Origin of the sequence: Dulcicalothrix desertica PCC 7102 (genome assembly GCF_003991905.1) — a bacterium.
GTDB classification, from domain to species: Bacteria; Cyanobacteriota; Cyanobacteriia; order Cyanobacteriales; family Nostocaceae; genus Dulcicalothrix; species Dulcicalothrix desertica.
Window position 1 is genome coordinate 1 of the sequence record NZ_RSCL01000015.1, and the last position, 12750, is coordinate 12750.

The following is a 12750-nucleotide window of genomic DNA, read 5'->3' on the forward strand; positions in this document are numbered from 1 at the left end:
TATTAGTATGTTTATTTACTAATGCCAGTACGTATTTATGTAATATTTTATGCGACATTCTGAAGTGCGGAATATGGGTTGTAACCTTCATAAAGTGCAAATGTCAGCTGTAACATGTTAAAAATTTTTTATAGTACTAATGAATTAAAATTACTTAAACAAACGGTTTATTTATTTTTGTGAATAATTGTAAAATATTGTATATGGGTAATAATGCCCGATTTGACTATACTTATATAATTAATCACCTATGTCATCACTAAGTACAAAAACATCTGACTGGAAAATTAAGCTGTTATATGACGGTGAATGTCCCTTATGTGTACGCGAAGTCAACTTTTTAAAAAAGCGAGATGCTGGTAGAGGGTTAGTTGCTTTTGTAGATATTGCGGATGAAAACTATAACCCTTCGGCAAACGGTGGGGTTGACTTTGAAACTGCGATGGGTCGTATTCACGCAGTATTACCTGATGGAACACTAGTCAAAAATGTTGAAGTGTTTCGCCGTATTTACGAAACTTTGGGGATGGGATGGGTTTATGCTGTAACGAAGTTGCCCGTTATCGGCGCCATAGCTGATTTTATATATGGTATTTGGGCAGACTGGCGCCTTGCTTTGACAGCAAGACCAAATTTGGCAACAGTTGTGCGAGAGCGTCAAGAGCGGGCAGAGTGTACAGAGCGCTGCCGCATTGATTGATTAGTGTAAGAGTGGGATGGGCATCTTGTGGGATGGGCATCTTGTGGGATGGGCATCCTTGCCCGTCCCTACAATATTAAACATGATAAACGGGCAGGGATGCCCGTTCCACAAGAGTGATTGTTATTGCCAAGATAAATTTAGAAAGTTTGCTAGCTTTAGAACAATTCTGGCGCCAACATTACCATCCCACTCAGCATCACCAACTTCGCACAAGTCAAAGCCAATAATTTTTCTACCACTGTTTACTAGTTCTCTAAATAAACAATAAGCTTGTTCTAGTTCTAAACCACCTGGTACTGGTGTTCCTGTTTTTGAACAAAGTTTAGGGTCTAAACCGTCAACATCGAAGCTAATATGGACGTGTTGGGGTAGATTATTAATGATTTCTCGACATAAGTCTATCCAGGTGGCGCCAGAATATTGTCTTTGCTTGATTAGTGAGTCGTAGTAGGCGACTATACGATTGTTTGAGTTGTTAATGAAATCAACTTCTTCATGACAAATATCGCGTAAAGCTACTTGAACTAACTTAGAGATTTGCGGAATTTTCATGGCGTTAAACATAATTGACGCATGAGAATATTTAAATCCCTCATATGCATCACGTAAGTCAGCATGTGCGTCAATATGTAAAATTCCAAAATCAGGATACTTTGCTGCTAATGCTTGGAAGTAACCTAGTGGAACACTGTGGTCTCCACCGATAACACCAACTCGCTTACCTTTATTGAGTGCTTCTTGACAGTTTTCAAATAACCATTGATTTACATTGGCGCCTGCCTGGTTAATTTCTGTAACAACAGGTGTTAAGTCTGGTGTTTCTGTGAGTGACTTACCTTGTTCTAATCTTTCAATAATGGATGCTGCGCGCGTGCGGTAATATTCGTTTTTTTCCAATATATCTTGGGGAATCTCTTGCATAAAAATTCCCTGTTTCCACCCATCAGGATTATCAAAATCAAACAAATCTAACTGGGGTGATGCTTCTAAAACTCTTTGTGGTCCTGAAGCTGTGCCGGCGCCGTAAGATACAGTTACCTCCCACGGAACCCCAAAAACAATCAAATTCGCCGACTCATAATCGAATGGTAAACCAAAAAGATTCCCATTCGCTTGGCCTACTCCACTAGGGTTGTAGTCTTGGAGATTACCCATAATACGCTTCCAGCATTCTGAACTAAACCATTACTATGTTAAAGGTTTAACGTAGAAAGGGTTATTATATAGAGTGTGTGTACCAGCGTGTAACTTATGGTTCTACAAGCTCCACCCCAGAAGAAACAGCCAAGCATCACTTGGGAAGCACTTCCTCCCGACTTTGCTCTACCAGATGACCCTGTGGAAAACATTCAACAACCCCCTCTCGCTGCTGGACTTACTGATGCGTTAGGTGCAGCTGGACGTATTCAACCGCAGATGCTAATTGGTTCCAATTTTGGGCTGGTTGCAAACGTTAACAAAAAAACAGTTGTAAAAGCACCAGATTGGTTTTATGTGCCAAATGTGCAACCTGTGGCATCCGATGTAATTCGTCGTAGCTACACTCAGAATTTAGAGGGCGACCCCATTGCAGTTGTAATGGAATTTCTCTCGAATGAAGATAATGGAGAACTTTCTGTACGTGCGACTCCACCATATGGAAAACTTTACTTTTACGAACAAGTTCTCGCTGTTCCCACATATGTAACTTATGACCCTTACGAACTAATTTTAGAAGTACGGCGCCTGCAAAATAAACAGTACGTACTACAGCAACCATCCGAGCAGGGGCGCCACTGGATTGCTGAGTTAGAGTTATTTCTAGGAATTTGGCAAGGTGAGCGACTGTGCCAAACAATGAATTGGCTACGATGGTGGGATGCAGATGGCAATATGTTGTTATGGAGTAGCGAGCAAGCTGTCCAAGAACGTCAGCGCGCGGAGCAAGAACGCCAACGCGCGGACAAGCTAGCCGCAAAATTACGCGAATTAGGTTTAGACCCTGATGAAATAGGTTCATAATTATGGCGCCTCTTAAATAATTAGGAGGCGCACACAAGTTTATTTATAAAGTAAACATTAATATCCGTAGGTTGGGTGGAGGCTTTGCGGAACCCAACTAATATAACTATTTTTTATTGTATAAAACTTACCTTATAAATAGTATTTATCTTATATCTCAAAATTTTAATCTGTAATCGACTATTTATACTTGTATTTTTAACATCGCAATTTAACTAAAATAGTCAAATTTTAAGAATAATTTATATTAAATATAAATCCAAAATAATAATTCAAAAATTATTGGTACAAACTCATGCTTATAATGGTACAGTGATGGTACTAAAAAATCTTTGGAAAGGTTATATTCCCGTCGATTTTTGGTATTGTACCACGGTACCGTACCACTATTTTTATGGTAAAAACAAGAGTTTTAGTTAGTTTCAAAAAGATGTTGAGTCATATTATTAAGCTATTATTGACAAATAATTTTATGTTAGTACCAATAATTTTTGATTTGGTACTATATTTAATAGCTAACTTTAAGTTTATAAGTTTTAATATATACAAGTAGTAGGCAGTGGGATTCAGAAACAACCCACTGTAAAATGTATTTAGCAGTACTTAAAAACTATTACGAAATCTTTAGCATCAATATTGGTTCGGACTACTAGTTTTTCCCAGCATGATACTTTCTACTAGAGACCTCCATAACTGATCAGGTAATATGGTATGTAAGAAAAATATTGCTTCACCGTAAGGGGAATAACGTAGTTTACCTGATTTATCGTTTGCTGCTCTATATATAACTTTGGCGACTCCTTCAGGTTTTGCTAGGGAGTCATTTATCATATCCATGAAGTTTCTGACATGATTTTCCATCTCAGTATAAGCTGGGTGAGGCGCCCATAATGCTCCATGATTAATAAAATTTGTTTTAATTCCACCAGGTTCAATAATTTTGACACGAATGTTAAAGCGACGCAGTTCGTAACGCATAGCTTCTGAAAGTCCTTCTACTGCCCATTTTGTTGCATGGTAAGAAGACGTAAACGGAAAACCTATACGCCCACCTATCGATGCAACATTAATAATTGTGCCCCCACCAGATGAGCGGAAGATTGGCAGGATTGTTTGAATAGTTGATACAAGTCCGAAAAAGTTGGTTTGAAATTGCTGGTGTAATTGCTCTGGTGTGACACCCTCGACTGAACCCATGAGCGCATACCCAGCATTATTAATCAATACGTCTATACTGCCAAAGTATTCTAAGGTTTCATGGATTGCGGATGTAATTGTCTCTGGTTTGGTTACATCAAGTTGAGGACAAATAACTTTGTTTGTTTTCGTCCAATCAAGTGCTTTATTTGGTGTTCGCATTGTGGCTGCAACATTCCAACCTTTTTGGATAAAATATTTTCCTGTTGCTTCGCCAATACCACTTGAGGCGCCTGTTATCAAAACTGTCTTACTCATTGCTTGCTTCCAAATGTCGTTATGAAGCAGCGTAAACTATGGAGTATACTCCACAGTCAAGTGGTATTTATTCAAAATTTTTTGGTTACTGTAATGCTAATTGGTCAACTATCGAAGAAAACTGGTTTGTCGAAGGACACTATCCGCTTTTATGAAAAAATCGGGCTAATCACTGCAACTGACAAGCAAGCAGGAACCAGAATTTATAAAGAGTATGACGAAGAGATGGTAGAACGTCTTTCGATGATTAATCAAGGTAAGGGGTTAGGTTTTACTCTCGGCGAAATGAAGCAATTGCTCGACGAATGGGGAAATGGCTCTATTCCTAAAAGCGAACAAATACGAATCATTGAGCGTAAACTCGAAGAAGTTGCGACTAAGATGCAACAACTTCATCAAGTGGAAAATTATCTAATAAATAAGTTAGGCAAATTGAAAGATGATTTCTAAAAATAGGTGTTGCATTCAGAGGTGCCTTCTGTTTCTAACACTTGATGATTTGCAATAATTAGAGATGCTTCGTACCTCAGCATGACAGGAGGAGATGCTTCGTACCTCAGTATCACAGGAGATGCTTCGTACCTCAGTATCACAGGAGATGCTTCGTACCTCAGTATCACAGGAGATGCTTCGTACCTCAGTATCACAGAGGATGCTTTGTTTTTTAGCATGATGTGGTTGGCGCCTCACAAATTTTTGTGTTACAGTGTGTAGTAAGGCAGTAATACAAAGCGATGCTATGGTTTGGGTTCTGTATGCCCAACTGGTGCGCTCTTAAGATTTAATTGTGCGTATGCCGCATTATTGTAGCTGTCTTATCGTGTGATTAGCTCAGTTGGCAGAGCATCCGAAGAATCGGCTGGACGAAGGTTCGAGTCCTTTATCATACACCAAAAAAGTTAGCTCATTAGGTAGAGCGGTCGGCGTTTAACCGATTGGTAGTAGGTTCGATTCCTACACTTTTACCAACCCTGTCCGGGTCAAAAGACACTACTTTGAGGAAGTAGCTCCTACAAAAATGGAAAAAGGGAGAAATCCCAAAACGGTTCGATTCCGTTATTTTACAAACTCTGTGGTGCAGGTGCGCGTTTTTGCTTGTCATTCGTGGTGAGCTTTAATGCAACAGTGAAGGCGCCTGTGCGTTTACATTTTATCTGACTTGAGTATGCCCTTCATTTGTAACATCTAAGTTCTTTACAGAATTTGGAATTAGCAAATTGAACGGTATATGTGAGCGTTGTTTTCTTAACTGCCGAAAGGTACTTGAGTGACAATAATCTTAATCCAGTAGATAAATATGTATTTGTCCGCACCTTAACTGTAGACACTTGCACTTGCGGAGTTTATAATTATTTTTCATGTAGTATATATGCTACAAGTTATAAATTATGGCTTTATTTAATTTTGACTGGGTAAAAATACCCAAATTATCTATCAATATCACTATGTGGAAAACTTTTTATATCAAACCTAATGAGCTTGGAATTTTGTATCATCGCAGCGATTTTAAGAAAATTTTGCAGCCTGGTACTTATACTTATTTTGGTAGTCACTGGCAAGTTAAAGCATATGACCTGAATGTGCCAGAAGCTAAGATTGAAAACTTAGAATTGTTGCTGCGAAACCACGGTTCTGAGTTGGAAGATTATCTATTAATTGTGCGAACTGCATTTAACCAAACTGCTTTGGTTCGTTTGGGTCAAAACTGGTTGAGCGTTGCACCAAATCAACTACGTGCGTTTTGGCGTGGTTTTATTGAAGTGGAAGCACATGTCTTTAATTTGGAGGAAAGCTTAGAGTTACCATCTGAGTTTGTTCAACAAACGCGCAGTCTGGTTTTGGGTGGAATTAGAAAGTTCCAAATTTCTGAGTCTGAGATTGGTTTATTGTATGTGCAAAATAACTTTGTTCGACCTTTAGAACCAGGTGAGTATGCATTTTGGACTTTTGATAGAGATGTGGCTGTTCGTACTCTTAGTCGAATTATCCCAAATCCAGATTTTCCTCTTGAAGATGTTTTGATTCAAAGACATCCTGATTTTGTTGCTGCTTATTGTGAGGTCGTGCAACTGCTGAGTACTGAAGTCGCTATTGTACGATATCAAGGTAAAGCTATTTCTATACTGGCGCCATCTAGTCGCAAGCTGTTTTGGCAAGGTGTGGAAGTTGAAGTTATTGATATCAGCACAGATGCTAAGTTATCACCTCGCTTGGTAGCTGAGTTAAACTCTGGTTTACCTGAAGTAACTTATCTTGCTTGCAAGAGTTTGCATTTATGCGAGGTTAAGGCACAGCACATTGGTCTACTATATATTAACCAAGAGTTCAAGAACGAACTTCAACCGGGTGTCCACGCTTGGTGGATATTTGGACGGTCTTTCCAAACTGAAGTTTTTGACTTGCGTCAACAAGCAATGGAAGTATCGGGTCAAGATATCCTTTCTAAAGATAAAGTGCCTTTGCGGTTAAACTTGACGGCTGGTTATCGTATTCTAGACCCATTACGAGCAAAAAATGCTTTGTCAGATATAAGTAATTTCTTGTACAAAGAATTACAGTTTGCTTTACGCGGGGCTGTTGGTGAAAAGACTCTTGATGCTTTGCTCGAAGATAAAGGCGCCGTTGATACGAGTATTTCTGAGTACATTCGCGCGAAGACAGCAGAGTACGGAATTGAAGTTGCTTCTGTGGGAGTTAAGGATATTATTTTACCTGGTGAGATTAAGACTATTTTGAGTAAGGTAGTCGAAGCTGAAAAAGCTGCTCAAGCTAACGTAGTACGGCGCCGTGAAGAAACTGCCGCAACTCGTAGTATGTTAAATACCGCTAAAGTGATGGAAGATAATCCTGTTGCTTTACGATTAAAGGAACTTGAAGTGCTAGAACGAATTGCCGAGAAAATTGAGAAAATTCAAGTAAACGGTAGCTTAGACAGCATTTTAACCGAGTTAATTAGCATTAATAGATAGTAAAGTTTTGAGAGGTTGTATGGTGGGCAATGCCCACCTTACTGCACAGTTCGTATGCCTGTGCTATGAGTAACGTAGGGTGTTAGTTTGTTTCTCCAAGTAAGATGAATGAAGTTTTTAGTTGTTTAATTACTTGCGTTGTAACTTCACTGACTGCTAATCCTCCAGCAGTACGGTAGCGCACGGAACGCAAAATTACTATATCGGTATTTAATGCTTCTTGAGTAATTATTCTGGCTATATCATTACCTTTTACTGTTTTAATAATAGTGTTTATTTTTGATTGGTTTTTTGAGGCTATATCTAATATTTTTGATTCAAAAACTTCAACTTGAATTTGCGTTGTTTTTGGGTTACGAATGTGTAATAAAATTATTTCTGCTTGATTTCCTTCTGCTAGTATTTGAGCAAACCTAATGGCGCCTGTTGTTTGAGATGTTAAATCTCCGACGGGTACGAGAATTTTTTTGAACTCTGTTGGACTTTTTAAAAGACGAGTTACGGCAACTGGGCAGTGAGACGACCAAAAGATACTATCGATTATATTACCGAATACTTTTGCCTTTAAACCGATGTTTTGTGACCAACCTAATATTAACAGGTTAGCGTCTTGCTCTCGACTAACACGACTAATACCTAAAGCTATATCATCATCTATCCGAATTGCTGGCGCCACTTCTATATCAAATTCTTTGCTTATATCTGTGGCTAAATCTAATCTTTCTCTAGCTTGTACAAGTTCCGTTTTCAATTGAGGATTATCCATTTGGATATGTCCTTTTGTTATTGCTAATGGCACCAGTCTTCCTGACTCATAACGAGCTAAAATTGCTGCCATTTCTAGTAAATAACGTTGGGTTTGCGGGTTATAAATTGGAACTACTACAGTGAATGTTTGATGAATTGTATCTACCACATCATCGCGGTAATTACTCCACCAAGTTGAGAGAGGTTCAGAAGCTAAATCTGCTTGGGGAATAGTCAGGGAAGTGGCAGACCTCGCTGTTATTACTGGGCCAAGAATAGCTGTGATTAGCATTAAAACTATAACACTATTTAAAACACCACTATTAATTAGTCTTTCATTGTTGGCATTTACAGTTTCATAGGCAACTAATGCAGCAGCGAGTGTGGCAGCTACTTGTGGTAAAGATAATGACCACATTGTTAATAGTTCTGCATTATTATAACGGTAAAAAACTTTAGCTAGATATGCGGCAATAAATTTACTACCTATTAAACCTATGACTATTGCTGCTGTTAAACCTATTGAGCTTAAAGTTTTAATAAATGCTGGTATATCAATTAGTAATCCCATGTCTATGAAAAAACAAGGGATAAATAATGCACTGCCAATAAACTCTATTTTCTCTTTGACTGGACTACGTCCTAAAACATCATTTACCGCTAAACCCGCTAAAAAGGCGCCAACTATTTTTTCTACTCCAATAAGTTGGGCACCTACCGATGCTAAAAACAATGCTAATAAAATGAATAAAAATTGGTTACTTTGCTCATCGCCTGTACGTTTAAAAAATTCTTTTCCTGCCCAATCAAATCCAAACAAAACAATTACTGAATAAATAGCTAATCCACCCAGTAAAGTAATTAAACTCAAAGGTGTAAATTCTCCACCATGAATCCCTACACATACTGCTAGTACTAATAAAGCACCTGTATCTGTAAAAATGGTGGCGCCGATAGTAACTGTTACCGCTTCATTTGCTACCACTCCTAAGCGACTGACGATTGGATATGCTAAAAGGGTATGTGAAGCTAGTAGAGAGCCAATTAAAACAGAGCTATTCCAACCAAAATTAAATATTCTACCAACTAAAATACCCGCAATCATTGGAACTATAAATGTTAAAAATCCAAATCCTATCGAACGGTTTTTTGTTTTACGAAATTGTTCTAAGTCTATTTCTAACCCTGCCACGAACATTAAATATATTTTGCCAATTTCAGATAATAATTTGATGCTTTCTGACTCAGGATTGAGAAGTTTTAATCCGCTATCACCTAAAAGTACACCTGCTACAAGCAAACCTACTAGTCCAGGCAGCTTTAGCCGCTCGAAGAGTGGTGGAATTGTAAATATTACTATTAAAAGAATGGTAAATGCAATGATTGGGCTATTTATAAGCACTTTGTGTATCCTTTTGATTAGTTTTTGACGAGTAAAAAAACAATTGCTAGTAGGATAAGGGTTATCTTCTATTTACAGTTCTACCTTTAGATGGGATTTTAATTATTCAATATTATCATTAATTAACTTTGTGTATAAATTAGTTCTATTGTGGTAATAATAATGTTCAGTAGCGGAGCCACCTGGTTAAATTATCCAATACCTGAAGCTTTGATGATTTTGGTGATGTTAGGGGTAGGCGCCGTTTGCTGGATACGTAGGAATTTCTATGTCCTTTGGCTCGAATAGGCAAGACTGGCAACGGATGTAACGGATGTAACGGATAAGTACTTGGTAACAACTGCAACAAAAATTGTAAATCAGCGTCTAAGCCTCTAGAAACCGGGTTTCTTTGTTAAGATATTGTAATAAAAACGATGATTTGTCTGCGACAATGAATGCATAGAAAGCCGGTTTCTTTACGTTATTATATGCACGAGAGTTATTTAAGATGTTGAAGTTATTAAGTAATGATAAAGACTTTAGATATTGGTTCGTAAAATCAAAACTAGTAGGAGTCAGCTTTTTTGTATCTATTATTTTAGGTGTAATTTTATCACAACCTGCAAGTGCTTGTAGACCCGCACCAGGAAGCACGCCCGCTACTTTAGCGGCAAGAGTGGATAATACTCCTTATGTTTTTGATGGTACTGTCATTCGAGTGAATGAAGATAAAGTGACAGTTCGAGTCAAGCGGTATTTTAAGGGTAAAGGTTCAAGAATTGTTACCTTAACGGGGTTTAATAGAACTTCTTGCGATAATTTTATTACTACTACTGGCACCCGCTATTTATTTTTTGCTAAACCCGCAGAAAAAAAGATTTTGACTGCGGTTTATGATGGCGCCTTTGGTTCGGTGCGTGAGTGGTCTAATGATACTGAAAGTGAGTTAAGGCAGTTGGGTTTACTAGGTAAAAGTAAAAAACGTACATTGTAGAGACCGAATTAATTCGGTCTCTACGTGGATATAATTTTTTGTTGAATATAACCAGGTAGCGCAAACGCTGCTTGATGAATATCTGGGTTGTAGTAGCGCAGGTTATGTAATGCCGTAAATTGCGTTGAAGAGTCACGGTCAAAATTATTAACTGGGTGTTGTCCTTGTTTAGAGCAATATGTCAAACTCCACATTCCCGTGGGGTACATGGGTATAAATACTAAATACGGATGTACAAAGTCGGCGCCGAAAACTTCTTTAAGACATTTATTTAAGTCTACGAATGCGTCGGGATGGAATAGTGGTGACTCGCTCTGTATTGTTACTACTCCACCTGGACGCAAGCAACGGTATACGTCTTCGTAAAATGATTTGCTGAAAAGTCCTTCTGATGGGCCTACTGGGTCGGAGGAGTCGATAATGACTAAATCATAAGATGCATTGGCGGCATCTTTGACAAATTTAATGCCATCGTCGATGAGCAAATTCAATTTGGGATGTTCTAGGGCTGATGATATTGTGGGTAAAAATTGCTTTGATGCGCGTACTACAACTTCGTCAATTTCTACCATTGTGACTTTTTCGATACCTGGATGACGCATTAGTTCCCGAATTGTACCACCATCTCCGGCGCCGATTACTAATACATCTTTGATACTGGAATTAGCAAACATTGGTACATGAACAATCATCTCATGATAGTTTGCTTCATCTGATTCGGTACACATAACCATGCGGTCAATAGTCAGCATTTTCCCTCGGTCGTATGTATCAAATACTTCTACTACTTGAAATGGTGATTGCTCTTTAAAAAGACATTCTCCTTTGACGCGAATTGACAGCGCGCTTTTATTGTTATGGTCTATTACCCATTCGTCTTGGTTAAATTCTGCTCCGGTCTCAGGTGTAGTCATTTTAAAGGGCGCCCTTATCAAATAAATCAAATGCCAGTGGATTAGTATACATCAAGAAGGCGCCTCTACATATATACCTATTTTTTGCTAATATTTAAGATTCGAGAGATAAGAACACGGATTTGAGATATGAGCAAGGGCACGCTGTTTGATAAAGTTTGGGAATTGCACACTGTTGGTACGCTTCCATCAGGGCAAACACAATTATTTATAGGACTTCACCTTATTCACGAAGTTACTAGTCCCCAAGCTTTTGCGATGCTACGCGAACGGGGTTTGAAGGTATTATTTCCAGAACGGACTGTGGCAACGGTTGACCATATTGTTCCTACTGACAACCAAGTGCGTCCATTTGTTGATACTCTTGCTGAAGAGATGATGCAGGCGCTGGAGGATAACGCTTCATCTAATAATATTACTTTTTATAATATTGGTTCGGGCAATCAGGGAATAGTTCACGTTATTGCACCTGAACAAGGTTTGACTCAACCGGGTATGACTATTGCTTGCGGTGATAGTCATACTTCCACACATGGCGCCTTTGGTGCTATTGCTTTTGGTATTGGGACTAGCCAAGTTCGTGATGTTCTCGCTTCGCAAACGTTGGCTTTGGCAAAACTCAAAGTTCGTAAAATCGAAGTTAACGGCGCCTTAAAGCCAGGTGTATACGCTAAAGATATTATTTTGCATGTTATTCGCACTCTTGGTGTTAAGGGTGGGGTTGGGTATGCATACGAATTTGCTGGAACTACCTTTGATGCGATGAACATGGAAGAACGAATGACCGTTTGTAACATGGCTATTGAAGGTGGCGCCCGTTGTGGTTATGTTAATCCTGATAAAATAACTTACGATTATCTCAAAGGACGCGACTTTGCTCCTAAAGCTCTTGACTGGGATAAAGCTGTTGCATGGTGGGACTCGATAAAAAGTGATGATAACGCTGAATATGATGATGTAGTTGTTTTTAAAGCCGAAGATATTCCTCCTACTGTCACTTGGGGAATTACACCTGGTCAAGGTATTGGAGTTGACCAACAAGTACCAACTCCCGAACAGTTGAGCGAAGATGACCGTGTAATCGCTCAAGAAGCATATAAATATATGGATTTGGCGCCAGGTCAATCTATCGAAGGCACTAAAATAGACGTATGTTTCATTGGTAGCTGTACGAACGGACGTATTAGCGACCTTCGCGAAGCTGCAAAAATTGCGAAAGGGCGCCAAGTTGCTTCTGGAATAAAAGCCTTTGTTGTTCCAGGTTCTGAACGAGTCAAAAAACAAGCAGAAGAAGAAGGACTCGATAAAATTTTTGTGGAAGCGGGTTTTGAATGGCGTGAAGCTGGATGTTCAATGTGTCTAGCAATGAACCCCGATAAATTAGAAGGACGACAAATAAGTGCTTCTTCTTCTAACCGTAACTTTAAAGGGCGCCAGGGTTCTGCAAGTGGTCGCACTTTATTAATGAGTCCCGCAATGGTTGCTGCTGCTGCTGTTAAAGGTGAGGTCTTTGATGTGCGTGAGTTAGTGTAGGTTGGGTGGAGGCTTTGCGGAACCCAACATTATCTATATATAAGGGACGG

At 38.9% G+C, this 12750-nt stretch carries 12 protein-coding genes and 2 tRNA genes; 10 read left to right on the forward strand and 4 right to left on the reverse strand.

Translation table 11 applies throughout. The features are described 5' to 3' along the window. The first annotated feature begins 250 nt into the window (after positions 1-250). Positions 251-700 (forward strand): thiol-disulfide oxidoreductase DCC family protein, encoded by a 450-nt coding sequence (locus tag DSM106972_RS28565; RefSeq protein ID WP_127083873.1) that lies wholly within the window; start codon positions 251-253, stop codon positions 698-700. A 123-nt stretch (positions 701-823) separates the two neighbouring features. Here DSM106972_RS28565 and DSM106972_RS28570 read toward each other — a convergent pair whose 3' ends face one another. Continuing rightward, complete coding sequence (locus tag DSM106972_RS28570; RefSeq protein WP_222596633.1) at positions 824-1861, reverse strand: agmatinase family protein; 1038 nt, start codon at positions 1859-1861, stop codon at positions 824-826. Positions 1862-1954: 93 nt separating this feature from the next. Here DSM106972_RS28570 and DSM106972_RS28575 point away from each other — a divergent pair, with 93 nt between their 5' ends. Next, a complete protein-coding gene (locus tag DSM106972_RS28575; RefSeq protein ID WP_127083875.1) occupies positions 1955-2704 on the forward strand; it encodes a Uma2 family endonuclease in 750 nt (249 codons plus the stop codon). 630 nt (positions 2705-3334) lie between these two features. Here the strand turns inward: DSM106972_RS28575 and DSM106972_RS28580 are convergent. Next, complete coding sequence (locus DSM106972_RS28580) at positions 3335-4159, reverse strand: SDR family oxidoreductase (protein ID WP_127083876.1); 825 nt, start codon at positions 4157-4159, stop codon at positions 3335-3337. Positions 4160-4180: 21 nt separating this feature from the next. Here DSM106972_RS28580 and DSM106972_RS28585 point away from each other — a divergent pair, with 21 nt between their 5' ends. The 5 genes from DSM106972_RS28585 to DSM106972_RS28605 all read left to right on the forward strand — a co-directional run bounded on the left by DSM106972_RS28585 (position 4181) and on the right by DSM106972_RS28605 (position 7128). Beyond that, complete coding sequence (locus DSM106972_RS28585) at positions 4181-4609, forward strand: MerR family transcriptional regulator (RefSeq protein ID WP_127083877.1); 429 nt, start codon at positions 4181-4183, stop codon at positions 4607-4609. Positions 4610-4690: 81 nt separating this feature from the next. Then, positions 4691-4873, forward strand: a complete 183-nt coding sequence (locus tag DSM106972_RS28590) for a hypothetical protein (RefSeq protein WP_127083878.1) — start codon at positions 4691-4693, stop codon at positions 4871-4873. Positions 4874-4979: 106 nt separating this feature from the next. Further along, a tRNA-OTHER gene (locus tag DSM106972_RS28595) sits at positions 4980-5052 on the forward strand. Continuing rightward, positions 5053-5123: transfer RNA gene (locus DSM106972_RS28600), tRNA-Lys, on the forward strand. Positions 5124-5604: 481 nt separating this feature from the next. Continuing rightward, the gene (locus tag DSM106972_RS28605) at positions 5605-7128 is read left to right on the forward strand and encodes a slipin family protein (RefSeq protein ID WP_127084075.1); all 1524 of its coding nucleotides are present in this window, start codon (positions 5605-5607) and stop codon (positions 7126-7128) included. An 82-nt stretch (positions 7129-7210) separates the two neighbouring features. On the opposite strand, the gene DSM106972_RS28610 is transcribed toward DSM106972_RS28605, so the two are convergent. Then, a complete protein-coding gene (locus tag DSM106972_RS28610) occupies positions 7211-9277 on the reverse strand; it encodes a cation:proton antiporter domain-containing protein (RefSeq protein WP_127083879.1) in 2067 nt (688 codons plus the stop codon). Positions 9278-9439: 162 nt separating this feature from the next. Between DSM106972_RS28610 and DSM106972_RS55010 the strand changes: the two genes are divergently transcribed. After that, on the forward strand, positions 9440-9565 hold the full coding sequence (locus tag DSM106972_RS55010; protein WP_267901166.1) for a hypothetical protein: 126 nt from the start codon (positions 9440-9442) through the stop codon (positions 9563-9565). A gap of 202 nt (positions 9566-9767) precedes the next feature. Further along, positions 9768-10253, forward strand: a complete 486-nt coding sequence (locus tag DSM106972_RS28615; RefSeq protein ID WP_127083880.1) for a hypothetical protein — start codon at positions 9768-9770, stop codon at positions 10251-10253. A gap of 20 nt (positions 10254-10273) precedes the next feature. Here DSM106972_RS28615 and speE read toward each other — a convergent pair whose 3' ends face one another. Continuing rightward, positions 10274-11167 carry a polyamine aminopropyltransferase gene (gene speE / locus DSM106972_RS28620; protein ID WP_127083881.1) on the reverse strand — a complete coding sequence of 298 codons (894 nt, stop codon included), beginning with the start codon at positions 11165-11167 and terminating at the stop codon, positions 10274-10276. A gap of 129 nt (positions 11168-11296) precedes the next feature. On the opposite strand from speE, the gene leuC reads away from it, so the two are divergent. After that, positions 11297-12700 (forward strand): 3-isopropylmalate dehydratase large subunit, encoded by a 1404-nt coding sequence (leuC, locus tag DSM106972_RS28625; protein ID WP_127083882.1) that lies wholly within the window; start codon positions 11297-11299, stop codon positions 12698-12700. Positions 12701-12750 lie beyond the last annotated feature (50 nt).

What these genes read in the sequence shown, in the direction of transcription:
- DSM106972_RS28565 (WP_127083873.1), top strand. Translation starts at nt 251, where the DNA reads ATGTCATCACTAAGTACAAAAACATCTGACTGGAAAATTAAGCTGTTA.
- leuC (WP_127083882.1), top strand. Translation starts at nt 11,297, where the DNA reads ATGAGCAAGGGCACGCTGTTTGATAAAGTTTGGGAATTGCACACTGTT.
- DSM106972_RS28585 (WP_127083877.1), top strand. Translation starts at nt 4,181, where the DNA reads ATGAAGCAGCGTAAACTATGGAGTATACTCCACAGTCAAGTGGTATTT.
- DSM106972_RS28605 (WP_127084075.1), top strand. Translation starts at nt 5,605, where the DNA reads ATGTGGAAAACTTTTTATATCAAACCTAATGAGCTTGGAATTTTGTAT.
- speE (WP_127083881.1), bottom strand. Translation starts at nt 11,167, where the DNA reads ATGACTACACCTGAGACCGGAGCAGAATTTAACCAAGACGAATGGGTA.
- DSM106972_RS28580 (WP_127083876.1), bottom strand. Translation starts at nt 4,159, where the DNA reads ATGAGTAAGACAGTTTTGATAACAGGCGCCTCAAGTGGTATTGGCGAA.
- DSM106972_RS28590 (WP_127083878.1), top strand. Translation starts at nt 4,691, where the DNA reads ATGACAGGAGGAGATGCTTCGTACCTCAGTATCACAGGAGATGCTTCG.
- DSM106972_RS55010 (WP_267901166.1), top strand. Translation starts at nt 9,440, where the DNA reads ATGTTCAGTAGCGGAGCCACCTGGTTAAATTATCCAATACCTGAAGCT.
- DSM106972_RS28615 (WP_127083880.1), top strand. Translation starts at nt 9,768, where the DNA reads ATGTTGAAGTTATTAAGTAATGATAAAGACTTTAGATATTGGTTCGTA.
- DSM106972_RS28575 (WP_127083875.1), top strand. Translation starts at nt 1,955, where the DNA reads ATGGTTCTACAAGCTCCACCCCAGAAGAAACAGCCAAGCATCACTTGG.